The sequence below is a fragment of the Cellulosimicrobium sp. PMB13 genome (assembly GCF_051294865.1).
Lineage (GTDB): Bacteria > Actinomycetota > Actinomycetes > Actinomycetales > Cellulomonadaceae > Cellulosimicrobium.
The window spans coordinates 1,888,269-1,912,870 of record NZ_CP145910.1 but is presented as its reverse complement, the minus strand read 5'-3'; the positions used below and the strand labels follow the sequence as shown (position 1 = coordinate 1,912,870).

The window sequence follows — 24,602 nt, the reverse complement described above, 5'->3', positions numbered from 1 at the left end:
GGTGGTCGGTCGTGACGGCCCGTCGTGACGGCCCGTCGTGGTCGGGTGCTGGGTCAGGGGTCGAGACGGAGAAGACGCACGCCGTGGGCGGGCACCTCCACGTCGACGAGATGGTCGCCGCCGGTGGCGGCGCTCGGGGGGACGAGCGGGACGCGCTCACCGGTCCAGACGTCCACGAGGACCGGCCGCGCGCCGTCGGACGGACGCGCGCCGTCGTGCGCCCCGGCCGCGCCGGCGCGCGGGCCGACGGCGAGCCCCGCGGAGGCCGCCGGCACGGTGACGCGGCGCGGCGACGACGCGGTCGAGAAGATCCCGGCCCAGCGCACGCCGTCGAGCGTGCGGTCGCCCGCGGCGCCCCAGACGACCGTGTCACCCTCGCGGAGCAGCTCGCGGCCGCCGGTGGACCGGTTCAGCACGTCGAGGACGTCGGTGCGGGTGAGGTCGGCGATCGTCGCCGCGTCGGACGCGGGCAGGTGTCCCCCGACGAACAGCGGCGAGCGCGCGAGGCACCACAGCGAGAGCATCGTGCGGCGCTCCGCCTCGGTGAGGAGGCTGTCGCGGGGCTCTCCCCGCTCGGCGCGCACGCCGATCCGCCCGAGCGGGAGCATGTCGGCGTCGGCCCACGCGCCGGGCCGCTGGTGCGGCGCCCAGCGCGCCAGGCGCGCGAACTGGGACTCGACGTCGTCCCACCGGTCCCACAGGTCGTCGCTCACGCGCCACAGGTCGGCGTGCCGGCGCAGGTGGTCGAGGTGCGCGACGGACAGCGAGGTGCCGGGCGAGAGCGACAGGACGACCTCTCGACCGTGCCGGTCCTCCGCGCGGGCGACCGCGGCGGCGAGGGCCTCGACGGCGTCGGTGTGGTACGGCGCGAGCATGTCGTCGACCTTGAGGAAGTCCACGCCCCACCCGACGACGCGGTCGACCTGGGCGTCGAGCCAGGCTCGCGCCCCGGGGTGGGCGAGGTCCAGGCCGTAGTTGTCGTCGTTCCACGAGCACGTGCTCGACCGGTCGGCGATCTCGCCCGTGCGGTACGGCGTGCCCGGGACGGGGAGGTCGGCGCCGACGGCGCGCCGTGGGATCCCGCGCAGGAGGTGGACCCCGAACCGCAGGCCGAGGTCGTGGACCTGGCGCGCGAGCGGCGCGAAGCCCGCGCCGTCGGCCGCCGACGGGAACCGTGCGGGGACCGGACGCTGGACGCCGAGCTCGTCGAGCAGGACGGGTGCTCCGGGGTTGTAGCCGCCCGCGCGCGCCGTCGGCTCGTACCACTGGATGTCGACGACGACCGTCGACCAGCCGGCACCCGCCATGTGCTCGGCGAGGAAGCGCGCGTTGTCGAGGACCTCCGCCTCGGTCACGGTGGTGCCGAAGCTGTCCCAGGAGTTCCACCCCATGGGGGGCGTCAAGGACGCGGTGCGGTGCATGCGTGGGGCCCCTCTCGGGTGAACGGCCGCCTCTCCACGATGACCGAGGCGACTTCTACAACGATGTAGATCGAGATGGTGCAGGTCCGGACCTCGGTTCGTCAAGCCCGGGTACCGTGAACGAGGACGCGGCTTCTACATCGTTGCAAATCCGTGACGGCGCGCGCTTGACCGTGCGGCGACCGGTGTGCAACCGTGCTCCCCATCGAGATTTTTCATCGATGTAAACGAGAGGTCGACGACGACGTCCGTGGCGGAACGCTCCGCCCCACCGACAGTCGCTCCCTGCGACCACAGGACCGAGAGGAACCGTGATGAGGAAGTCACGACTCATGGCCGGCGTCATGGCCGGGATCATCGTCGCGAGCACGGCGGCGTGCGGCAGCGGCTCCGGCGGGGACGACGGGCTCACGTTCATGTTCCGCGGCGGGCCCGACGAGAAGGCGGCGTACGAGGCCGCGATCGCGAAGTTCACCGAGGAGACCGGCGTCGAGGTGAAGATGATCGTCACCGACGCGGACCAGTACGCGACCAAGCTCCAGGCAGCCGTCTCGGGCAACAACGTGCCCGACGTCTTCTACGTCGAGCAGGCGACGCTCCAGTCGTACGTCGGCTCCGGCGTGCTCATGGACATCACCGACCAGGTCGAGGAGCAGGGCGTCGACCTCGACAACATCTGGGAGTACGGCGTCGACTCCTACCGGTTCGACGGCACGCTCCAGGGCACGCCTGACGGCCGGCTCTACGGCCTGCCCAAGGACGTCGGCCCGTTCGCGTTCGGGTACAACAAGACGATGCTCGAGGCCGCGGGCATCCCGCTGCCCGACAAGGACGTCCCCCTGACGTGGGACGAGTTCGTCGCGATCAGCAAGCAGCTGACCACGGACACGGACGGCGACGGCGCGGTCGACCAGTGGGGCACCGGCCTCAACGTGCAGTGGAACCTGCAGTCGATGGTGTGGAGCAACGGCGGCGACTGGACGAACGAGGACCGCACCGAGGTCACCGTCGACACCCCCGAGTTCGCCGAGGCGCTCCAGGCGTTCGCCGACCTCACCAACGTCGAGGGCGTCACGCCGTCGGCGTCCGACGCCGCGACGCTCGACACCTACCAGCGCTGGATGGCGGGCGAGATCGGCTTCTTCCCCGTCGGCCCCTGGGACGTCAGCGTCTACAACGACCTCGAGTTCGAGTACGACCTCATCCCCTGGCCGTCGATGGGCGGCGAGGAGAGCGCCACGTGGATCGGCTCGCTCGGCATCGGTGTGTCCGCGACGACGTCGGACGCCGAGAACGCGGTGAAGCTCGCGACCTACCTGTCGACGGACCCCGACGCACAGCAGACGCTCGTCGACGCGAACATCCAGGTCCCCAACCTCAAGGACATGGCGCAGGAGTGGGCCGCCGCACCCGACGCGCAGCCGGCGAACCGCCAGGAGTTCCTCGACATCGTCGAGGACTACGGCCGCGCGATGCCCGCCGCCTTCACGTACGGCGCGGAGTGGTACGACGAGCTGTGGGTCAACATCCAGCCCGTGCTCGACGGTGAGCAGAAGGCCGCCGACTACCTCGCCGAGACGCAGCCGAAGATGCAGACGCTGCTCGACGAGTCGAACGCCAACGCCGAGCAGGCCGCGGCCGGGAGCTGACCTCGTCGGTCACGGTCGTCGGGCAGACTGCCCGACGACCGTGCCGCCGACGACCGGCCGTGCCGGCCGCGCCCCGGCACGGTCCGGGCTCACCCGCACCAGCACCGAGAGGAACCCCCCGATGACGCAGATCGCGGACGTCACCGACGACGCCACGAGCCCGCCCGGCGTGACACCGCCGTCCCCGGCGCTGCGCAGCGCGAAGCAGCGCCGGCACCTGCACCGCACGGAGCACCGCTGGGCCATGGCGTTCGTCGCCGCGCCCGTGCTCGGCTTCCTGGCCTTCACGCTGTACCCGCTCTGCTTCGCGGTCTACGCGTCCTTCACGAGCTGGAACGGTCTCGGGCCCATGCGGTTCGTCGGGCTCGAGAACTACTCGACGCTCCTCACCGACGAGTACTTCCACAAGAGCCTGTTCAACACGTTCTTCTACATGATCGGCATCCCGATCGGGATCGTCCTCGCGCTGATGCTGGCCATCGCGCTGAACCGGCGCCTGCCCGGTCGGACGTTCTTCCGCACGGTGTACTACGTGCCCGTGATCTCGTCGCTCGCCGCGATCGCGATCGTGTGGCAGTTCGCCTACAACGGCGACTTCGGCCTCATCAACCAGGTGCTGTCGTGGTTCGGGATCGACGGTCCCGACTGGCTCCAGAACACCGCGACCGTCAAGCCCGCGATCATCATCATGGCCGTCTGGAAGGGCCTCGGGTACTCGATGCTGCTGTACCTGGCGGCGATCCAGTCGGTGCCCGCGTCGCTCTACGAGGCGGCCGCGCTCGACGGCGCCAACGGGTTCCAGAAGTTCCGTTCCATCACGCTCCCGATGGTCCGGCCCGTGACGTTCTTCATCGTCGTCACGAACGTCATCGGCGGCGCCCAGCTCTTCACCGAGGTCAACATCATGACCCCGAACGGCGGCCCGGAGTTCAGCTCCGCGACCGTGGTCTGGTACATCGTGCGCAAGGCGTTCAAGTACCAGCAGATGGGCTACGCGACCGCCATGGCCGTCGTCCTCGGGCTGATCATCCTCGTCATCACGCTCATCCAGTTCCGCCTCAACCGGCGCAACAGCTTCAGCATCGACTGAGGGCAGGAGACCACACCATGAGCACCCCCCTCGCCGGTGGCACCACGCGCTACCGCGTCACCAACATCGTCCTGCTCGTCGTCCTGAGCATCTTCGCCGTCGTGATGATCGCGCCGCTGCTGTGGATGTTCACCACGTCGATCAAGACCAAGGCCGAGGTCTTCGCGCTGCCGCCCGTGTGGTGGCCGTCGGACCCGCAGTGGGACACCTACGTCCGGATGTGGTCGGACGCGCCGATCCTCTCCGGCTTCAAGAACAGCATCATCGTGTCCGTCACGGCCACGGTCGTCGGGTCGTTCACGTCGGCGCTCGCGGCGTTCGCACTCGCGAAGATGCGCCTGCCGGGGAAGAACGCGATCTTCATCGCGCTGCTCACCGGCATCATGATCCCCTTCCCGACGGTCATGATCCCGCAGTTCGTCATGTTCTCCCGGCTGCACTGGGTGGACACCCTGCTGCCGCTCATCGTGCCGCTGCTCTTCGGCAACATCGTCATGATCTTCTTCCTGCGGCAGTACCTCCAGTCGGTCCCGGACTCGCTCGTCGAAGCGGCCAAGCTCGACGGCGCGTCGTACTTCCAGGTCTTCCGCGTCATGATCATGCCGATGATCCGGCCGGCGATCGCCGCGCAGTTCATCCTCTGGTTCATGACGGTCTGGAACGACTACCTCGCGCCGATCCTCTACCTGAACTCCCCGGAGAAGCAGACCATCCAGGTGGTCATCGCCAACCTCAACGTCGAGTTCGCCACGCAACGCGACTACCCGCTGATCATGGGCGCGTCGTTCGTCGCGCTCCTGCCGATCCTCCTCGTGTTCCTGGTGTTCCAGCGCCAGATCATCGAGTCCGTCGCGCTCACCGGGTCGAAGGGCTGAGCGTGCCGGCCCCGACCACCCCGACCGCGTCGGGTACGGCGTCGGGCGCGCCTTCCCTCGGCGCACCCGACGCCCCCCGGCCCGTCTCGCCGGAGACCCCCCACGCCCCGGACACCACGGCGTGGGGCGCGCGCCACGCGCACGACCCGACGGCCGTCGTCGACGACGAGGGCACCTACTGGCTGTTCTCGACCGACGCGTCCGCCGACGGTCCGGTCCCCGGTGGCGTCCAGGTCCGCCGCTCGACCGACCTCGTCACGTGGGAGTTCCACGGCTGGGCGCTGGCCGGTGTCCCGGGCCCGGCGGCGGCGTGGTCCGGCGCGGCAGGGCTGTGGGCGCCCGAGGTCGTGCGCGCCGACGACGAGTGGCGCATGTACTACTCGGCGTCGAGCTTCGGCTCGCGCCGGTCCGCGATCGGTCTCGCGACGGCCCCGCACCCTGCCGGTCCGTGGACCGACTGGGGCGTCGTCGTCGCGAGCGAGCACGTCCCCGCGCCGGAAGGGCTCGAGCACCCGAACGCCATCGACGCGAACGTCGTGACCGAGGCGGACGGGAGCCAGTGGCTCGTGTACGGGTCGTTCTTCGCCGGCATCCACGCCCTCCCGCTCGACCCCGAGACGGGCTTCGTCGTCGACGAGCCCGCGCCCGGCACCCTGCACGACGCCCCCGGCACGCTCCTCGCGCGTCGCCCGCGGTCGGTCGACGGCGCGATCGAGGGCGCGTTCGTCCTCCCCCGCCCCGGCGGCGGCTGGGCGATGCTCGTCAGCTACGGGTCGCTGTTCTCCACCTACCACCTGCGCGTCGCGGTGGCCGACGCCGTCACCGGCCCCTATCGCGACCGCACCGGTCACGACCTGCGCGACCTCGACCCCCCGCCCGACGAGGTCGGCACGGCCGTCCTCGCGGGCCACCGGTTCCCCGGTGGTCCGGGTGTCCTCGCCCCGGGCCACGCGTCCGTCCTCACGGAACCGGACCACCAGGTCCTCGTGCACCACGTGCGCGACGCCCAGGACCCGGCGCAGCACCGCGTCGAGGTGCGCCGGCTCGTGTGGACGCACGACGGCTGGCCCCTCGTCGCGCCGCAGCCCTGGGCCGGTCCGGACCGCGAGGTCGACGACACCGCGCTCTGGCCCACGAGCGTCGACGTGCTCGACGGCACGTGGGAGCTCCTGCACCTGGCCGACCGCCCGGACGCCGTGCAGGACGCCCGGCCCGGCCGCCTCGACGTCGCCCCCGGCTCGGCACGCGCCCTCGGTCACGGCCGCTTCACCTGGACGACGACGGCCGGCACCCCGGTCTCGGCCGTCGCCTTCCCCTCGTGGGACGCCGTGCGGGCACGTCCCGCACCGTCCGTCGTCGCGATCGGGTCCGACGGCCGCGTGGTCGCGGGCACGCGCACCGACGCCTCCGGCCCTGGGACCATCGAGACATGACCGACGCGCCCTCGACCCGGCTCCGCGCCACGGACCCCGACGACACGCAGCGCCGGCCCGCGCCCGACGAGCGCCGACCCTCCGGCGACGAGGTGCCCGGCTGGGCCGGGCGCGTCATGACGGTCCTGCGGTTCGTCACGCAGCTCGTCGCGATCAACCTGCTCATGCTCGCCGGGACCGCCGCCGGGCTCGTCGTCGCCGGGTTCGCCCCGGCGCTGCACGCCGGCGGGATGCTCCTCGCCCGCCTGGTCGACGGCGACCCGTCCGACCACCTGTGGCGCGACTTCTGGAGCGGCTGGGCGGGTTCGTGGCAGCGGACCGTGCTGCTCGGGCTCCCGATCGTCGCCGCAGCGCTCGTCCTGCTGCTCGACGCCCAGGTGCTGCGCGTCATGGACGGACCTGCCGCTGCCGCGCTCCGCACCGGAGGCGTCGTCGTCACGCTGTGGGTCGTCGTCGTGACGGCGTACCTCCCCGCCGTGACCCGCCGCTACGACGAGCCGTGGTCCCCGACCTGGCGCTTCCTCGTCCTGTCCCCCGCGATCGGACCGCTCGTCGCCGTCGCGATGCTCGTGACGTGCGCCGTCGTCGTGGTGGTGCTGATCTACCTTCCCGTGCTCGGCCCGCTGCTGTGCCTCAGCGTCCCCGTCCTCGCGACGGGCCTGCTCGCCGACGGCCGCCTCGACCGCCTTGACCAAGAGACGACCGCCGCGAGCACCGAGTAGCCCACGACTCGTCCGGACGACGTCCCTCCGGCTCCCTTCGGGTCTCCGCCAGAGGGCAGAGCGCGGCTTCGCAGGGCTCTTGAAACTGTGCAACATGGGCGCATGGACCTCTTCAACACCGAGCGTCGCGTCGTGGAAACAGCAGAAGCGCTCGCGGGGCGGCTGGGTGACGATCCCCACCACACCGTCGCTGCGGCCGCAATGGACACCGCCGGCCGGATCCACACCGCGGTGAACGTCTACCACTTCACTGGAGGGCCTTGTGCCGAGCTCGCCGTGCTCGCTGCCGCCGCCACGGCTGACGCCGGTCCGCTGATCACCATCGCTGCCGCAGGGGACCGGGGACGCGGACTGATCCCGCCCTGCGGGCGGTGCCGTCAGGTGCTCCTCGACCTCCACCCGGACGTCCTCGTCGCCGTCCCCACGCCGACGGGCCCGCAGGTACGGCCGATCCGCGCGCTCCTTCCGGACACCTACTTCTTCCCGGATGCCGATGCCCGACGCCTCGTCCGCTTCAACAAGCGCCACTACGATGCGATCGCCTCGGGTCGCAAGACGGTCACGATCCGCTACGACGACCCGATCGCGGTCGGAGCGGCTCTCTTCGTGTTCGAGGACGACGCAGAACATCGAACCCTTGAGGGCACCGTGACCGGTGTCGAACCGCATCGGCTCGACCGACTCACACCCGAACACGCCAGGCTCCAACCGGGAACGACGATGACCGAGCTCCGGGAGAGCCTCATGAGTTATTACCCCGAGATGCCGCCGACCGCGGAGATCCACGTCGTGACCTTCAGCCTTGACCCGGGTGCCGCGCTACCTTCTGTCACCTGAGCAGCGGGCCGCGCCCTTCGGTGACGCGACATCGTCGATCCGTCACGCTGAAGTCTTGGGTGGCCACTCGTCACGGCGTCGCTTGCGGCGAAGCAGCACGAGACGGACCCCCGACACCAGCGCGATCCCGCTCGACGCTCCGGCGACGGCCGGCACGACGGAGCCCTCGGTGCCGACGGCGATCAGCGTCCACCCGGCAACCGCGAGGACCAGGGATGCGGCGCACAGCCACCACAGGCCTCGCGCGCTCTCCGGCCAGCCTCCCGCCATCCGCCCACAGTAGGCGCAGTGCCTTTGACGCGCTCCGCTCAGGCGATCCAGGCGTCGAGGGCGTCGCGGCCTCTCGGCGCTGCAGCGTGCGAGGTCCCTCCGCCCCGGCTCGTCAGCCGGCGATCTGCTCGCGGACGGGTTCGACGGTCTCGACGCGGCCCTCCTGGACGGCGACGATCTTCTCGCCGCCGCCGGCGGGCACGTCGCCGGTCGACTCGCGGCCGACGATCGACGAGTCGGGGACGACGCGACGGAACGGCGCCGGTTCGCCCGCGCCCCGTGCGTCGATCCGCGCGACGAGGAGCTCGACGGCGCGCGCGGCGATCTGCTCACGGCCCGGGGAGACCGACGAGATGGTCGGCACGGAGTAGCGCACGTCGTCGACGTCGTCGAAGCCGATGAGCGCGACGTCGCCCGGGACGTCGACGCGGCGCGCGTGGAGCGCGTGCAGCGCACCGAGCGCCATGGCGTCGTTGAGCGCGAAGACGGCGTCGATCTCGACGCCGGAGTCGAGGAGCCGGCCCATCGTCTCCGCGCCGGTCGCACGGTGCCACAGCCCGGCCTCGCCGACGAGGCGGGGGTCGAACGCGATGCCGGCGTCGGCGAGCCCGTGCTGGTAGCCCTCGAGGCGCAGGGCCGCGGAGCCGACGGCCTCTCCCGCGTGCGCCCCGACGACGGCGATGCGGCGCCGCCCGAGCGCGACGAGGTGGGCCGTGACGGCGCGCGCCGCGGCGACGTTGTTCATCGTCACGTGGTCCGCCGGGGCGCCGAAGACGCGTTCGCCGAGCACGACGAGGGGGAACGTGACGTCGAACAGCGGCAGGTCGGACGGACCGAGGGCGAGCGGCGAGAAGATCACGCCGTCGGTCATGTCCTGGTATCGCCCGGACAGCACCTGGGCCTCGCGCTCGCGCGTCGAGTTCGTCTGCTCGATGAGCACCGTGTACCCGTGGGACTCCGCCGCCCGGATCACCGAGTCGGCGAGCTCCGCGAAGTAGGGCAGCGAGAGCTCCGGCACCGCGAGCGTGATCATCCCGGTGCGTCGCGTGCGCAGGTTGCGGGCCGAGACGTTCATCCGGTAGCCGAGGTGCTCGATCGCCTCCTCGACGCGTCGGCGCGTCTCGGGCCGCACGTGCGGGTAGGCGTTGACGACGTTCGACACCGTCTTGACCGAGACACCGGCGCGGGCCGCCACGTCGTGCATCGTCACCGGCAAGCTGCTCACTCCTTCGGGATTCCGTGCCCTCGCGTGCCCTCACGGGCGCGGATGGGTCAACTGTGCCACGCGCGACCCGTGGCAGGGTGTGCCCACACGGCGACGTGCTGGACGGGTCGTCGACGAGTACTCTACATCGTTGTAAAGTGAGACCGTCGCCATGTCGGACCTCGAGCTCGACCGGTCCCGACCAGCGCGACGGACACCCCGGCTCTCCTGACGCACCGCCGGACCACCACGAGCGAGGATCCCGATGACGCACCCCCGCGCCCGCGTGGCGCTGCACCCCGACTTCCGGGTCGGCCCGATCGACCGCCGCCTGTTCGGCTCCTTCGTGGAGCACCTCGGCCGCGCGGTCTACACCGGCATCTACGAGCCCGGCCACGCGGCCGCCGACGAGCACGGTTTCCGCCGCGACGTCGCCGACCTCACGCGCGAGCTCGGCGTGACGATGCTGCGCTACCCCGGCGGCAACTTCGTCTCCAACTACCGCTGGGAGGACGGCGTGGGGCCGGTCGAGGACCGCAAGCCGTTCCTCGACCTCGCGTGGCGCACCGTCGAGCCGAACCTCGTGGGCACCGACGAGTTCCTGCAGTGGGCCGAGCGCGAGGGCTTCGAGCCGATGATGGCCGTCAACCTCGGCACGCGCGGCGTCGAGGCCGCGGCCGCGCTCGTCGAGTACTGCAACGGCGAGGCGGGCACGCGCTGGGCCGACCTGCGCATCGCCAACGGCCGCACCGAGCCGTACGGCGTGCACCTGTGGTGCCTCGGCAACGAGATGGACGGCCCGTGGCAGATCGGCCACAAGGACGCGCACGAGTACGGCAAGCTCGCGGCCGAGGCCGGCAAGGCGATGAAGCTCGTCGACCCGTCGATCTCGCTCGTCGTGTGCGGGTCGTCGTCGATGCAGATGGACACGTTCGGCGAGTGGGAGCAGACGGTCCTGTCGTACACGTACGACCTCGTGGACCACGTCTCGATGCACGCCTACTACGAGGAGCTCGACGGCGACCGTGCGTCGTTCCTCGGCTCCGGCACGGCGATGGACCGCTTCATCGACCGCGTGGTCGCGTCCGCCGACGCCGTCGGGGCGCGTCGCCGCTCGGACAAGAAGATCACCATCAGCTTCGACGAGTGGAACGTCTGGTACCTCGAGTCCCGGTTCCCTGGCGAGACGAACCTGCCGGTCCAGCGCGACGCGCCCCGCATCATCGAGGACGTCTACTCGGCGCTCGACGCCGTGGTCGTCGGCGACCTGCTCGTCACGCTGCTCAACCACGCGGACCGCGTCCCGGTCGCGGCGCTCGCGCAGCTCGTCAACGTCATCGCGCCGATCATGACCGAGCCCGGCGGGGAGGCATGGCGCCAGCCGACGTTCCACCCGTTCGCGACGACGGCGCGCCTCGCGCACGGCGAGGCGCTCGACGTCCGCGTGGACTGCCCCACGACGACGACGAAGCGCCACGGCGACGTCCCGCTCGTCACCGCTGCCGCGACGCACGACGCAGAGACCGGCGCCCTCGCGCTGTTCCTCACCAACCGCTCGGCGGAGCCCGTCGCGGTGGACGTCGAGCACCTGGGCCTGGGCGTCGAGCTCACCGAGGGCTGGCGCATGGTCGCGGACCACGAGGCCGCCGTCGAGGGTCCCGCGCACGCGCGCAAGGTCGTCGACGCGTGCTGGTCGGCGGTGGACCTCGCGGCCCACGTCTCGGCCAGCTCGCGCACGACGACGGTCACGCTCGCGCCCGAGTCGTGGACCGCGCTGGCCGGGACGGTGCGCACCGCCTGACCCGCGCCGTCGGCATCGCCACCTGCACACCGGCGAGCGCGACGCCGAACCCCGGGTTACGCCCCCATCGACGGTCTGATGGGGGCGTAACCCGGGGTTCGGCACATCAGGTGACACGGACGCGCGGGGGCGTCAGGAGCAGGTCAGTGCCGCGTGCTCCTGGGTGCGGGTCGTCGAGCGCTCCCCCGCCGTCGCCGTCACGGTCGCGCTCCCCGCGGCGAGCTCGGGCGAGCGCACGGCGAACGCCTGGTAGGCGGAGCGCCCGGGGGCGACGTCCACGACCGTGCGCGAGCCGTACGGCGTGGACAGCGTGATCGTCACCGGTCCGGTGTCGGCCGAGGTGGCGCGCACCGCGAGGTAGGCCGACCCGGCGAGGCACCGCGGCTGGGCGACGACGTCACCGAGCGCCACGCCGTCCGCCACGGTGAGCGTCGCCGTCGGGCTCACCACGCTCCCGTGCGCGTTCTGCACGACGGCGCGGACCCGCAGGCCGTCGGCGTCGGCCTGGACCGCGGGAAGCTCGAGCGACGCCGAGCCGTCCACCGCGCGGCGCGCGGGCGCGGCCTGCTCCCAGGTCGCGCCGTCGCGGGAGGTCTCCCACGTGACGACGGGCGCGGGCGTGCCCGTCACCTCGACGGTGAAGGCCGCGTCCTCGCCCGGGGCGACGTCGGCGTCGTGCGGTCCGGAGACCACCGCCGGGACCTCCACCGTGGCGTCGACGACCGGCCAGCCGTCCACCCACGCGAGGCGCTGCAGGCCGAGCGTCGGGAAGTACGGGACCTGCGCGTTCGACGCGTCGTAGTAGTGGAACGCGAGCACGTCGTCGAACACCGACTGCCCGCCAGGGCCGACGACGGCGCCGTGCGTGTCGAGCAGCGTCGTCCCGCCGCCGCCGACCATGTCGCGGCCCTCGGCGTCGAGGTAGGGGCCGGTGACAGAGCGCGAGCGCCCGACGGCCACGTGGTAGGTGCTGTCCGCGCCCTGGCAGCACGCGTCGAACGACACGAGCAGGTAGTACCAGCCGTCGTGCTCGGTGATGAACGGCGCCTCGACGCGGTTGCCCGGGGCGAACCGGTCGACGAGGTGCACGGCGTCCGCGACCGCGCCCTCGACGGGCTTGCCGCTGGGCCACGAGATCTCGACGAGGAAGATGCCGTACCAGTGGGAGCCGATCGCCATGTACGGCGTACCGTCGGCGTCCTCGACGATCCCCGCGTCGATCGCGTTGAACGTCTTGCCGCCGGCGATGTCCTGCGGCGACTCGATCACGAGGCCCTGGTCGACCCACTCGTACTCCGGGTCGTCCGGGTCGAGCGTCGTGTTGGTCGCGAGCGCGGTGAGCGACGTGTTCGTCTCGAAGCGCGACGCGGAGTAGTAGAGATAGTAGGTGCCCTCGTGCTCGTAGACCTCGGGTGCCCAGAGGTTGTCGGGGAGCGCGCCGTCGGCGAAGTGCTCGTCGATCCACGCCGGGATCTCGTCCCAGACCGTGCCCTCGGACTCCCACGTGACGCCCTCGTCGGCGGACGACCAGACCTGGATCGTGCCGCCCTTCTCGCGGTTCACGAGGCCGGTCGAGTACACGTACCACGTGCCGTCGTCGGCCACGACGAGCGCGGGGTCGTGGATCGGGGCCGTCTCGCCCGTGACCGACAGGCCACCGGTGGGCAGCGGGGGCTCGACCCCTGCCGGACCGGCGGCGGGTCCGGCGTCGGCGACAGCCGGTCCGGTGAGGAGTGCCGCGGTGAGCCCGACGACGAGCGCGGCAGCGCCGGCGAGCCGCGCGGCGCGGTGGCGCCCTCCCGTCGGTGCGGTGTGCGTGCGGTGCATCTCGATCCCTTCTACATCGTTGTAAATTTGGGCCGTGAAGAACCCCGGCCCTCAGGGGGTCGGGGTCAGGTCAGGGGTGGAACGCCTCCGCGATCCGGTGCCACTCGTCGTCGTGCAGCGGGAGCACGACGCCGTGCTTGGTGCGGTCAGGCAGGTCGAACCTACCGTCCATGGGCTTCCACGCACCAGAGGTGAGGTCGTCGGTGACGAACGGCCGGTAGCCCTGGCCGGCCTCCCCGTACTGGTCGACGAACAGGTACCAGCGCTCGGCGTCGTTCGCGCGGAACACGAGCGGGCCCTCGACGTGACCGAAGCGGTCGGCGCCGATGCGCTCGGCGAGCACGACCGCGTCGTCGGACAGCGCGTGCGGCACGACGTCCATGTAGAGCTCGCGGCCGCCCGGGCTGTTGTCCTTGTGGAAGCGGAACACGCGGCCGTCGTGCTCGATCATCGTCGTGTCGATCGTCGTGCGCCCCGTGTCGAGCAGCACGCGCGCGGGCGAGAACGTCACGAAGTCTGTCGTCGTCGCGCAGAGGATCCGGCTGTACGACTCCCCGGCGTGCTCCGTGTCGGCCGGGTCGTAGAGCGTCGACGACCAGTGCACGACGTAGTGCCCGCCGCGCGCGTCCCAGAACGCCTCGGGAGCCCACGCCATCCCGGCCTCGGGCGGCGCCACCTCGACGAGCCGCGGCTCGGACCACTGCACGAGGTCCGTCGAGCGCGCGACGACGAGCGAGCGGCTGCCGTGACGCTGCCACGCGTCCCAGCCCGCGTCGTCGCCCCCGAACACGCGCAGGTCCGTCGCGACGAGGAAGAACTCGTCACCGCGGGGCGAGCGCACGACGTGCGGGTCGCGCAGGCCCGTCGTGCCGAGACGCGACTCGACCACGACGCCCAGCCGGTCCCACGCCGTCGGGTCGTCACCGCGGCTCAGCGAGTAGTGGATCCTCTCCTCGTGCCCGTACGGGTCCTCCACGAAGTGCACGAGGAGGTAGCCGAACCGGGCCTGCGCGGCCCGGTCCGGCTCCCGCCCGCCCGCGCTCGCGGGGCGTGCGTCGACCTGGGTCACAGACCCTGGGCGAGGCGGTAGTAGACCTGGTTCCAGCGCACCTGGTCGCGGAACCCGCGGCGCGTCGTGCTCTCGTCGATGACGAGCAGCTCGGTGCCCGCGATGTCGGCGAAGATCTCGAACGCGTCGATGCCGACGGCCGTCGACATCACGGTGTGGTGGGCACCGCCCGCGGTCAGCCACGCCTCGGCGGACGTCGCGAAGTCGGGACGGGGCTCCCAGACGGCGCGCGCGACGGGCAGGTGCGGCAGCGGCGCCGTCGGGGCGACCACGTCCACGACGTTCGCGGTGAGCCGGAACCGGTCGCGCATGTCAGCGAGCGACACGACGACGCCGACGCCCGGGTCCGCGTCGAACACCATGCGGACCGGGTCCTCCTTGCCGCCGATGCCGAGCGGGTGGATCTCGACGCGGGGCTTCGACGTGGTCAGCGACGGGCAGATCTCCAGCATGTGCGCGCCGAGGATCCGCTCGCTGCCGGGCGTGAGGTCGTACGTGTAGTCCTCCATGAGCGACGCGCCGCCGGGCAGCCCCTCGCCCATCACCTTCGCGGCGCGCACGAGCACGGCCGTCTTCCAGTCGCCCTCGGCGCCGAACCCGTAGCCCTTCGACATGAGCCGCTGCACCGCGATGCCGGGGAGCTGGCGCAGGTCGCCCAGGTCCTCGAAGTTCGTCGTGAAGGCCTTCGCCCCGACCGACTCGAGGAACGTCTCGAGCGCGATCTCCTGCCGCGCGGCGTAGCGCAGCGACTCGTGCCGGTCGCCGTCCTTGCGGAGCTCGGGGACGACGTCGTACAGGGTCTCGTACTCGGCGACCAGGGCGTCCACGTCGGCCTCGGAGACGGCGTCGACCGCCGCGACGAGGTCGTTGACGCCCCACGTGTTCACGCTCACACCGAACCGCAGCTCGGCCTCGGTCTTGTCGCCCTCGGTCACCGCGACGTTGCGCATGTTGTCGCCGAACCGGGCCAGGCGCAGCTCGTGCGTCGCGGCCCAGCCCGCGGCGGCGCGGACCCAGGCGCCGACGCGCGCGGTCACCGCGGGGTTGGACACGTGCCCGACGACGGTGGTGCGGGCCACCCCGAGGCGCGTCGCGATGTACGCGTACTCGCGGTCGCCGTGCGCGGCCTGGTTGAGGTTCATGAAGTCGAAGTCGATCGTGTCCCACGGCAGCTCGACGTTCGCCTGCGTGTGCAGGTGCAGGAGCGGCTTGCGGAGCTGGTCCAGCCCACCGATCCACATCTTGGCCGGGCTGAACGTGTGCATCCACGTCACGACGCCGAGCACGCGGTCGTCCGCGTTCGCGTCGAGCATCGCGCGACGGATCGAGACGGCGTCCTTGAGCACCGGCTTCCAGACGACGTTCGCCGGCACGTCCGACGACGCGTCGAGCGCGCGCGCGACCTCCTGCGACTGCTCGGCGACCTGCCGCAGCGTCTCCTCGCCGTACAGGTCCTGGCTGCCGGTGAGGAACCAGATCTCGCGGTCCGCGTAGGGCTTGCTCATGTCTGTCCACATCTCTCGTGTCGGGTGGGGGCGGTCCTCGCGCCGGTGCTGGACCGCTGTGCTGGTCGTACGGGACGCCCGTGCCGGGCGTCGGGTGCTCGTGCGTGCTCGTCAGGCCTCGTCAGTGCTCCCCGGTGCTCGTCAGTGCTGCCCGTAGACGTTCTGGTAGCGCGCGTAGAGCGAGTCGACGTCGGACTGCGCGATGCGTGCCGGCTCGCCGAGCTGGCGGCTGATGTGCACGGTCCGCGCGACCTCCTCGCACATCACGGCAGCCTTGACCGCGGCGCGCGCGTCCTTGCCGATCGTGAACGGGCCGTGGTTGCGCATGAGCACCGCCGGGCTGCGCGACTCCCGCAGCGTCTCGACGATGCCCCGGCCGATCGAGTCGTCGCCGATGAGCGCGAACGGGCCGACGGGGATGTCACCGCCGAACTCGTCGGCCATCATCGTCAGCACGCACGGCACGGCCTCGCCGCGCGCGGCCCAGGCCGTCGCGTACGTCGAGTGCGTGTGGACGACGCCGCCCACCTCCGGCATGTGCCGGTAGACGTACGCGTGCGCCGCCGTGTCCGACGACGGCGACCGGTCGCCCTCGACGAGGGTGCCGTCGAGGTCGCACACGACCATCGCGTCGGGCGTGATGTCGTCGTAGGCGACGCCGGACGGCTTGATGACGAGGAGATCCCGGCTCCCCACCTCGCTGCCGTCCTCGACGGGCACGCGGACGCGCTCGGACACGTTGCCCGCGGTCCACACCACGAGCTCCCACCGCGGCAGCTCCGCGTGCAGCGCGGCGACGCGCTCCTTCGCGGCGTCGACGGCGGCGCGCAGGGCGTCGGGGACGCCGGTGCGTGCGTCGTTGGCGTCAGCGGCGGTGGCCCCGGTGGTGGCGGTCTCGGGTGCGGTGCTCATGAGTTCTCCTGTCGTCGGGGCCGGAGCGCCGCCACGGCGGCACGCTCGGCGGCGAGGCCGGCGTCGTAGCGCTCGAGGTAGGTGGCGAACCCGGTCACGTCCGCGGGGTCGGGGTCGACGGTCGCCAGCTCGGCGGATGCGAACACGCGCTCGCTCAGGTAGGCGCCGAGCTCGAGCGCGACCGGGTTTGCCGCTCCTGCCGGCTCGGCCGCGTCGGCCGGACCGGTCGTCGCGCCCTCGCCGCGCGCGAGGAGGAACGCGGCGAGCACGGCGATACCCCACGCTCCACCCTCCCCGGCGGTCCGACCTACGGTGACCGGTGCGTCGATCGCCGCCGCGAGCAGCCGCTGCGCGACGCCCTCGGTCCGGAAGATCCCCCCGTGGGCGAACATCGCGTCGATGCCGACACCCTCGCCGGCGAGCACGCGCATGCCGAGCGCGAGCGTGCCGAACGCGGAGTAGACCTGGGTCCGCATGAAGTTCGCGAGCGTGAGGCGGCTGTCGGGCGTGCGCACGAACAGCGGACGCCCCTCCTCGAGCCCCGTGATGGGCTCTCCCGAGAGGTAGTTGTAGGCCAGCAGCCCGCCGCCGTCGGCGTCGCCGTCGAGCGCCGCGCGCAGGGTCGCGCCGAACACGTCGTCGGCCGCGGCGGGAGTGCCGAGCGCCGCCGCCACCTCGCCGAAGAGCCCTGCCCACGCGCTGAGCTCGCTCGCGCCGTTGTTGCAGTGGACCATCGCGACGAGGTCGCCGGTCGGGGTCGTCACGAGGTCGAGCTCGTGGTGCACGCTCGCGAGCGGTCGTTCGAGCACGACCATCGCGAAGATGCTCGTGCCCGCGCTGACGTTGCCGGTGCGCGGCACGACGGCGTTCGTCGCGACCATGCCGGTCCCGGCGTCGCCCTCGGGCGGGCAGAACGGGACGCCGGGCCGCAGCGAGCCCGTCGGGTCGAGCCACGCCGCGCCGTCGGCCGTGAGACGACCGGCCTCCTGGCCGGCGACGAGCACCTCGGGGAGCAGCTCCTCGAGCTTCGGCGCCTCGCGGCGGGTCGCGACCCGCGCGTCGAACACGTCGAGCAGGCGGCGGTCGTAGCCGCGCGTCTCCGGGTCGACGGGGAACATGCCCGACGCGTCGCCGACGCCGAGGACGTGGCGCCCGGTCAGGCGCCGGTGCACGTAGCCCGCGAGCGTCGTGAGGGACGCGACGTCGGGCACGTGCGGCTCGTCGTCGAGGACCGCCTGGTACCAGTGCGCGACGGACCAGCGCAGCGGGATGTTGTACCCGAACAGCTCGGAGAGCTCGGCGGCTGCGGGCCCCGTCGAGGTGTTGCGCCACGTGCGGAACGGGACGAGGAGCTCGTCGTGCGCGTCGAACGCGAGGTACCCGTGCATCATCGCGGAGACCCCGAGGGCACCGAACGTCGTGGGCCGCACGCCGTACCGCTCCTCGACGTCGGCGACGAGCTGCGCGTAGCACTCGCGCATGCCCGCCTCGACGGCGTCGAGGGAGTACGTCCACGTGCGCCCGTCGAGCTGGTTCTCCCACGCGTGGCTGCCGCTCGCGAGCGGCGTGCCGTCGGCGGCCACGAGGCACGCCTTGATCCGCGTCGACCCGAGCTCGATGCCGAGCGCGGTCTCCCCCGCGATGACGGCGGCCCGAAGGTCGCTGACGTCGTCCTGCTGCCTCATTGCTGCTGCTCCTCGTCGCTGCGGCGCGCCTCGGTCGTCGTGCATGTTGTCGTGAATGTTAGCGCTCACACGGCGAGAGGCCAACCTCCCGCCACGATCCTGCCCGCCGCGGTCGCCCTACGGCCCGCAGCCCCTCGCGCTGCCAGCTCTCTGCATACGCCTGAGGACCGAGGTTGACAGCCTGGACGAGCGGTATAAGTATTTCTCGCGGAGGACCAACTATGCTTATAAGCGACGTGTGGGCTGCTCTCATGACCGAGGAGGGCCTCGCGGTCGACGCAGGCCGTGACGACGACGGCGATGTCGTGCTGTCGGCTGCCACGTTTCCGCCGACGAGTTTCTCGGTGAAGAGCATGTCTCGGGCGCTCACGCCGAGCGGGGCGCTCCGCCTGGGGCGAAACGCGGCGGGCACCTCCGGGTCGATACGACTCCTTGTTCTCGCACCCTCCGTGAGTGCCGAGGCGGCGCGTGTCGCGCTCAACAACGGAGTCTCCTACCTCCGTGTGCCGGAGGGCGCAGAGCGCGATGTCAGCGGCACGCTGTTGGCGGTCGACGGGACCCTGTTGACGGTGGGAGATCGCGACCGCGATCAGGCGGCGCGTCGGCCCCGCGGGCCCGTCCCGTGGGCGACGTACGACGCCGCTCTTCAGCTGCTCGCCGCGCCGGCACCTACCCAGGCCGAGCTCGCTGCTCGAGTGGGCGTCACACAGCCTCGCGTCGCTCAGATACTCGATCGCCTCGACGGTCGTGTGGTCCGGGGGACCGAGGGATGGATGGCGACCCGCGGGCTGCGTGAGTGGCTCGTCGCCCACTACCCGTCGCAGAGCCCGGTGCGCCTGACCTACCTCACGCTCGTCCCGCTCGTACCGCTGGCGGAGCGTGCCGCGTCTCGTCTGAGGGAGAAGGGCGTCCCGTATGGCGTCAGTGGGGATGTCGCTGCGGGTCGTCTTGCGCCGTGGGCGCGGCCTCAGACGCTGCATCTGTGGGTCCGGTCGGCCATCGACCTCACGAGCGAGGGGGCGACACCAGCACCGAGCGAGGACGCGAACGTCGTCGTCCAGGTACCGGAGGACCCGTACCTCTTGCGGCGCACGCGACGAGCGCGCGACCTGATGGTGCTCGACCCGTGGCGGGTCTGGCTGGACCTTGCTCAGCGCGGACAGGACGAGGCTGCCGACCACTTGGCGGGGGCGATCGCCGACGGGAGGATGCCGTCGTGAGCGACGGACGGTTGGTTCTCGGATCGACATCGGCGGCGACGGACGCTGCGTGGCTCGCCGCAGCGGACATAGCGGACGTCGCACAGCACGCCGAGGGCAGTATCGCCTCGTGGGTGGGATCGCGATCACGCTTCTGGTGCACCACCACGGAGCCGAGTCCCTCGTGCCCGCGCGCGAGACGGCCGACGCCGACATGGGTGTCGCGCTCGACGTCCTCGGTGACGACCGACTCCTGAACGCACTGCTCACGATCGGATACGTGCAGCGGGAGGGCAACCGGTTCGTGCGGGACGTCGACGAGCGTCGGCTCGTGATCGACGTGCTCGCCCCGTCCTACGTAGGACGGCTCGAACCGAACCAGCAGACGGCGGCCATGGTCGTCGACGCCGTCCCCGGCCTGCTCGATGCGCTGCGCGTGGATGCGGTGGTCCAGCCGATCACGGCCGTGCTCTCAGACGGGGCCACCCTCGAGTTCGAGGTCGCGCTGCCTGACGTCCGTGCAGCGCTCATCCTCAAGGCGTACGCCTATTCGGGCCGGTTCACCGCTCGCGACGCGACCGACGTCTGGCGCCTGCTGGAAGCCGCTCATCTCGCGGGCCACAGTGCGGAGACATGGCCCCGCGGGAGCGGGGGCCGCGACGCAGCGCACGCGCTGCACCAGTTCTTCGGTGTGCCGTCCGCCCGGGGCCCAGATCGGTCAGCTCAGATCGTCGGATCCACGCTCGAGTGCGGGCGCTGGTGCAACGTGTGGTGCCGGCGGAACGGGCCGACGCGGGACCCGAGGTGACCAGGTAACCGTCACGAGATCGGCAGTCCCGGCACGAGACCCGTGTCGGGCCGAGCAGTCAGCGCGGGCTCGTGGTGCTCTCGCGCACGACCAGCTCGGGCGGGATGGAGACGGGGCGCACCTGCGCGCCCGCGAACGCGTCGAGCATGAGCGCCATGCAGCGGCGCCCCAGCGCCGCGAACGGCTGGCGCACCGTCGTCAGGGGCGGGATGAAGTGCCCGGCGCCCGCGACGTCGTCGAACCCCACGACCGACACGTCCCGCGGCACGCGCACTCCCGACTCCCAGAACGCACGCAGCAGGCCGAGCGCGAGCTGGTCGTTGCCCGCGAAGACGGCCGTCGGGCCCTTGCCGGCGCGCAGGTCGGCGGCGAGCTCGCGCCCGACGGCGTACCCGCGGTCCGAGGACCAGTCACCACGGATCGGCTCCGTGACGGGCGCGCCGCGGTCCTCCAGGGCACGCCGCCAACCGGTCTCGCGCTCGCGCGCGTCGAACCAGTCGAGCGGGCCGGATAGGTGCACGACGGTCGCGTGGCCGAGGCCCAGCAGGTGCTCGGTCGCGAGGCGGGCTCCGAGGCGCTGGTCGACCGCGATGGGCAGGACGAGGCCCGCGGCACCGGGACGACGTCGCGCGTCCGGGGTTGCCGCGCTCCCGGCCTCGCCGCTCGGATCCTCGTCCTCGGCACCCGGGTGGTCGCGCGCCGCGATCATGATCACGGGGACGGGAGCCCGGAACGAGTCGACCGCGTCCGCGACGTCGGACTGCGGCGCGATGACGACGATGCCCTCGACGCCCTGGTCCATGAAGTGCTCGAGCACGCGGTGCATCGTGTCGGCGTCGTAGCGGCGGATCGTCGCGACGCTCACGAAGTAGCCCTGCTCGCGCGCGGCCTCCTCGACCGCGATGAGGGTCGACGTCGGCCCGTACAGCGCCGAGCCCGTCGTCACCACGCCGACGGTGCCGGACCGCATCGTCACGAGCGCGCGGGCCGCGCTGTTGCGCCGGTAACCGAGCGTCGCGATGGCGTCGAGCACCCGGTCCCGGGTCTCGGGCCGCACGCTGGGGTGCTCGTTGAGGACGCGAGAGACCGTCTGGTGGGACACGCCCGCGAGCCGCGCGACGTCGGCCATCGCGGGCGGGCGGGTGCGCGGGGACGGCCCGGTGTCGCTCACTTCGCGGCCTCCCCGGCGAGGCTCGCCGCGAGCTCGGCCGAGCGGTCGCGCGCGGCCTCCAGCGCGTCGAGGAACGCCGCGCGCACGCCTCCGGCGTCGAGCTGCCGCAGCGCGGCCACGGTCGTGCCGCCCGGCGACGAGACGCGCTCGCGCAGGATCGCGGGGTGCTCGCCCGTCTCGCGCAGCATGGTCGCCGCGCCGTGCACGGTGGCGGTCGCGAGCTCGAGCGCCGTCGCGCGCGTCAGCCCGAGCAGCACCCCCGCCTCCGCGAGCGCGTCGACGACGTAGAATACGTAGGCCGGTCCGGACCCCGACAGCGCGCCGACGGCGTCCTGGTCCTTCTCCGCGACGCGCACCACGAGACCGGTCGACGCGAGGAGCCGCTCGACGAGCGCGACGTCCTCGTCCGTCGCGGCGCTGCCGCCGCTCACCGCGCTGACCCCGGCACCGACGACCGAGGGCGTGTTGGGCATGACCCGTACGACGGCGGTGCCCGCGGGCAGCCGCTCCTCGTAGAACGACGTCGGGAGCCCGACGACGACGCTCACCACGACCACGCCCGGCGCGACCTCGTCGCGCACCTGGGCAAGAAGACCGGCGACGTCCTTCGGCTTCACCGCGACGACCACGACACCGGCGCCACGCACCGCGGCGACGTTGTCCTGCGTGACCTCCACGCCGTGCTGCGCGGCGAGCTCGGCGCCTCGTTCCGGGCGGCGGACCGTCGCGACGACGTCGGCGGGCTCCCACCCGCCCGCGAGCGCTCCGGACAGGACGGTCTCGCCCATGATGCCCGTCCCGAGGACGGCGAGGCGAAGCGAGGAAGGCAGGTCGGTCATGTGCGGTCAGCTCCCGATGGTCGGTGAGGGCATTCTTGCGCATGTGGCGCCACGAGCGGGCCCGGCGCGAACCGGGGGGGTCGCCCCAGCCGGTCGCGGCAGGTCGTCGAGCCCCTCATCCGTCCTTTGATCTCCCTCCGGCGATCAAGCAGCGGCCATCAACTCGATGCGGACACCGAGATCACCCTTGAATGGAGATGCCCGTCCTCAACCCGCCGGTGCGGTCTCGTCGGAGGACGGGACGGGATCATTCCGACGACTTCAGCCCATGCCTCCAGCACGACCTGGTCCTCCCTCTGCTACGGCTCCAGCACCGCTGATGCGCACGAGCTGCTCGAAAGGACTCGGGCCCCGCCAGGCGAAGGTGTCGAACAGTTCGCGGCGTGGCGCGACAGCCATTCGACGGACCGCCTTGTCCGACGTCTCGACCGTCAACAACGAGTGCCCTGCCCTCCCCGCATCGAGAGCGGTGATCGCAAGAGTCTGATCAGGGAACTATCGCTTTCCGATGCCGCTCCGCCTGTAGTCGTCGAGAACTTCGATCATCCACGGCCAGTTGATGTCGTCTCAGAGATCCAGACCCAAGAGTTCGACGCCGTCGACCGTCAGCTCGATCGCGCCCGACACTTACTCACCCTCGCTGTCGTGGCGATCCGCCAAGGCGGTCGGGAAGAGCTCGCAGCCAACTCGGACGTAGGTTGTCTAATCCGCGTGGCCCACGGTAGCGCCCTGGATGGGACTGACCGATTCTCGTGGAAGTGTCGCTCAGTGGCCTGGCGGGTCTCGGAAGCTGGAGTCTGCGGCCCCCGATACAAGGCTCGATGATTCGCCATGCGCCGCCCGTGTGCGCGGCTCACGACCGATAGGCTTCAGCAGCCAGCTCGACAGCCTCCACGAAGTCCGCGGGAGGTTCGTAGCCATGTGCATCGACGTAGTGGACGATGAGCGACGGCGCGGCATAGACACGTCCCTCGCGACCAGCAACATGGATCTCGCCCATTCCCAACGAAACCCATCCGCGTTCCACGGGTGCGGTCATTCGCAGCGGGGACTCCTGGTCGCAGAACTCACAGTCGTGCACTCCCCGCATGATGTTCTGTTGGCGGTCAGCCAAGAACAGCAGGTCCGCAACGAACAACCGTGAAGCCTTTGCTCGAGGGAAAAAATGCCCAGCGGCGAGCCATCCGACATTGACCATCGGAGACTCGGTCGGCGCGTACACATACTCGGAAAGATCGTCGTAGTAGGCCATCGGTCATCCATAGCTCGTGCGGGCGGCACAGTGGCAAGCGCCCATGTTTGATTGGAGGTCGCTTTGCGAAAGCGCCGACAAGCATCGACCCGGACGCATCAGCGGTCGCATATTCGTCCCGGTGGTGGGCCCGCAACAGCACAGCGGTAGACGATGCGGTTCGTCACATCGAGTAGGCCTCGTACACGTCCTCGACGAGGTCGGCGGGACCGGTGGCCTGGAGGACGGCGGTGCCGTTGCGCCACGTGACGGTCGCGGCGCCGTCGGCGCCGGGGACCACGGCGTAGTGCCCCACCACGGCGTCCTCCACGGTGACGTCGCCCTCGACCGTCGGGGTCGCGTCGCCGACGAGGTCCGTCGCCGCGACCTCCGCCTCTGCGTCGGTGGGCCACTGGCCCGCGACGACCGTCACGGTCGTCGCGCCCTCGCCCTCGGCGTCGGCGTAGACGAGCTCGTACGCCTCGAGCGCCCCCGCGGGCGTCCACGCGTCGGTAGCCGCGTCGCTGCGCAGCGCGAGGCCGAGCACCGTGGCGGGGAGCGCCCGGGCGAACGCGGTGGTCGACGTGCGCTCGGCGGGCTCGAGCGTCGGCGTCGGGGACTCCTCGGTCACCGTCACGGTGGGCGCCGGGTCGGCCGACGCGTCCGATCGCGCGAAGCCGGGCCACACGAACGCGAGGAGCGCGACCAGCAGCGCCACGACGAGCAGGAGACCGACCAGGACGACGAGTCGCCGTCGGCGGTAGACCTGCCGGGAGGTCGGCCGCCGGTGCCGGCGGTCGGTGGCACCCACGGCGTCCGACGAGCGGCGGGCCGGGCCGGGCGCGGGGCCGGACGCGCCGCCGCGCCCTGAGCCGGGTGCGGAACTGGGTGCGGAACCGGGCCCCGGACCCGGAGCAGCGCCGGGCCGTACGCCACCACCCTGAGCCCGTGGACCGCCGGCCGGTCGGCTGCTCGTCGGCTGACCCACCACCCTCACCTCTTCCTGCGCCCGCCCTCGACGACCGGGGACTCGTGGGGTCAGCGTAGGACGCCG

General features: G+C 71.8%; 20 protein-coding genes. 9 read left to right on the top strand and 11 right to left on the bottom strand.

The window, feature by feature from the left end; genetic code table 11:
- Positions 1-53 precede the first annotated feature (53 nt).
- Positions 54-1,391 carry a glycoside hydrolase family 27 protein gene (locus V5D56_RS08760; protein ID WP_435738656.1) on the bottom strand — a complete coding sequence of 446 codons (1,338 nt, stop codon included), beginning with the start codon at positions 1,389-1,391 and terminating at the stop codon, positions 54-56.
- A gap of 344 nt (positions 1,392-1,735) precedes the next feature.
- On the opposite strand from V5D56_RS08760, the gene V5D56_RS08755 reads away from it, so the two are divergent.
- The 6 genes from V5D56_RS08755 (at position 1,736) to V5D56_RS08730 (ending at position 8,027) form a co-directional block, all read left to right on the top strand.
- On the top strand, positions 1,736-3,070 hold the full coding sequence (locus tag V5D56_RS08755) for an ABC transporter substrate-binding protein (protein ID WP_435738655.1): 1,335 nt from the start codon (positions 1,736-1,738) through the stop codon (positions 3,068-3,070).
- Between the two features lie 121 nt (positions 3,071-3,191).
- Positions 3,192-4,160 (top strand): carbohydrate ABC transporter permease, encoded by a 969-nt coding sequence (locus tag V5D56_RS08750; protein ID WP_435738654.1) that lies wholly within the window; start codon positions 3,192-3,194, stop codon positions 4,158-4,160.
- A 17-nt stretch (positions 4,161-4,177) separates the two neighbouring features.
- Complete coding sequence (locus V5D56_RS08745; RefSeq protein ID WP_435738653.1) at positions 4,178-5,035, top strand: carbohydrate ABC transporter permease; 858 nt, start codon at positions 4,178-4,180, stop codon at positions 5,033-5,035.
- 2 nt (positions 5,036-5,037) lie between these two features.
- Positions 5,038-6,468 carry an arabinan endo-1,5-alpha-L-arabinosidase gene (locus V5D56_RS08740; protein ID WP_435738652.1) on the top strand — a complete coding sequence of 477 codons (1,431 nt, stop codon included), beginning with the start codon at positions 5,038-5,040 and terminating at the stop codon, positions 6,466-6,468.
- Positions 6,465-7,190, top strand: coding sequence for a YesL family protein (locus tag V5D56_RS08735; protein ID WP_435738651.1), 726 nt, complete (start codon positions 6,465-6,467; stop codon positions 7,188-7,190). The genes V5D56_RS08740 and V5D56_RS08735 overlap by 4 nt, the downstream gene beginning before the upstream one ends.
- 102 nt (positions 7,191-7,292) lie before the next feature.
- Positions 7,293-8,027: an ASCH domain-containing protein gene (locus V5D56_RS08730; RefSeq protein ID WP_435738650.1), complete on the top strand. Its 735-nt coding sequence runs from the start codon at positions 7,293-7,295 to the stop codon at positions 8,025-8,027.
- Positions 8,028-8,409: 382 nt separating this feature from the next.
- On the opposite strand, the gene V5D56_RS08725 is transcribed toward V5D56_RS08730, so the two are convergent.
- Positions 8,410-9,501: a LacI family DNA-binding transcriptional regulator gene (locus V5D56_RS08725; RefSeq protein WP_435738985.1), complete on the bottom strand. Its 1,092-nt coding sequence runs from the start codon at positions 9,499-9,501 to the stop codon at positions 8,410-8,412.
- A 265-nt stretch (positions 9,502-9,766) separates the two neighbouring features.
- Here V5D56_RS08725 and V5D56_RS08720 point away from each other — a divergent pair, with 265 nt between their 5' ends.
- Complete coding sequence (locus V5D56_RS08720; protein WP_435738649.1) at positions 9,767-11,302, top strand: alpha-N-arabinofuranosidase; 1,536 nt, start codon at positions 9,767-9,769, stop codon at positions 11,300-11,302.
- Positions 11,303-11,434: 132 nt separating this feature from the next.
- Here the strand turns inward: V5D56_RS08720 and V5D56_RS08715 are convergent, their stop codons facing one another.
- The 5 genes from V5D56_RS08715 to V5D56_RS08695 form a co-directional block, all read right to left on the bottom strand.
- Complete coding sequence (locus V5D56_RS08715; protein ID WP_435738648.1) at positions 11,435-13,129, bottom strand: family 43 glycosylhydrolase; 1,695 nt, start codon at positions 13,127-13,129, stop codon at positions 11,435-11,437.
- 70 nt (positions 13,130-13,199) lie between these two features.
- Positions 13,200-14,198 carry a glycoside hydrolase family 43 protein gene (locus tag V5D56_RS08710; protein WP_435738647.1) on the bottom strand — a complete coding sequence of 333 codons (999 nt, stop codon included), beginning with the start codon at positions 14,196-14,198 and terminating at the stop codon, positions 13,200-13,202.
- On the bottom strand, positions 14,195-15,703 hold the full coding sequence (gene araA, locus V5D56_RS08705; protein WP_435738646.1) for an L-arabinose isomerase: 1,509 nt from the start codon (positions 15,701-15,703) through the stop codon (positions 14,195-14,197). The genes V5D56_RS08710 and araA overlap by 4 nt, the downstream gene beginning before the upstream one ends.
- A gap of 141 nt (positions 15,704-15,844) precedes the next feature.
- Positions 15,845-16,615 (bottom strand): L-ribulose-5-phosphate 4-epimerase, encoded by a 771-nt coding sequence (locus V5D56_RS08700; protein ID WP_435738645.1) that lies wholly within the window; start codon positions 16,613-16,615, stop codon positions 15,845-15,847.
- Positions 16,612-18,300 (bottom strand): xylulokinase, encoded by a 1,689-nt coding sequence (locus V5D56_RS08695; protein ID WP_435738644.1) that lies wholly within the window; start codon positions 18,298-18,300, stop codon positions 16,612-16,614. The genes V5D56_RS08700 and V5D56_RS08695 overlap by 4 nt, the downstream gene beginning before the upstream one ends.
- A 221-nt stretch (positions 18,301-18,521) precedes the next feature.
- Between V5D56_RS08695 and V5D56_RS08690 the strand changes: the two genes are divergently transcribed.
- Positions 18,522-19,520: a hypothetical protein gene (locus tag V5D56_RS08690; protein ID WP_435738643.1), complete on the top strand. Its 999-nt coding sequence runs from the start codon at positions 18,522-18,524 to the stop codon at positions 19,518-19,520.
- Between the two features lie 49 nt (positions 19,521-19,569).
- On the top strand, positions 19,570-20,307 hold the full coding sequence (locus V5D56_RS08685; RefSeq protein ID WP_435738642.1) for a hypothetical protein: 738 nt from the start codon (positions 19,570-19,572) through the stop codon (positions 20,305-20,307).
- Between the two features lie 58 nt (positions 20,308-20,365).
- Here the strand turns inward: V5D56_RS08685 and V5D56_RS08680 are convergent, their stop codons facing one another.
- The 4 genes from V5D56_RS08680 to V5D56_RS08665 all read right to left on the bottom strand — a co-directional run bounded on the left by V5D56_RS08680 (position 20,366) and on the right by V5D56_RS08665 (position 24,359).
- Positions 20,366-21,436 carry a LacI family DNA-binding transcriptional regulator gene (locus tag V5D56_RS08680; protein ID WP_435738984.1) on the bottom strand — a complete coding sequence of 357 codons (1,071 nt, stop codon included), beginning with the start codon at positions 21,434-21,436 and terminating at the stop codon, positions 20,366-20,368.
- Positions 21,437-21,474: 38 nt separating this feature from the next.
- Positions 21,475-22,317 (bottom strand): pyrroline-5-carboxylate reductase, encoded by an 843-nt coding sequence (proC, locus tag V5D56_RS08675; protein WP_435738641.1) that lies wholly within the window; start codon positions 22,315-22,317, stop codon positions 21,475-21,477.
- Between the two features lie 853 nt (positions 22,318-23,170).
- The gene (locus tag V5D56_RS08670) at positions 23,171-23,569 is read right to left on the bottom strand and encodes a hypothetical protein (RefSeq protein ID WP_435738640.1); all 399 of its coding nucleotides are present in this window, start codon (positions 23,567-23,569) and stop codon (positions 23,171-23,173) included.
- Between the two features lie 163 nt (positions 23,570-23,732).
- On the bottom strand, positions 23,733-24,359 hold the full coding sequence (locus tag V5D56_RS08665; protein ID WP_435738639.1) for a hypothetical protein: 627 nt from the start codon (positions 24,357-24,359) through the stop codon (positions 23,733-23,735).
- Positions 24,360-24,602 lie beyond the last annotated feature (243 nt).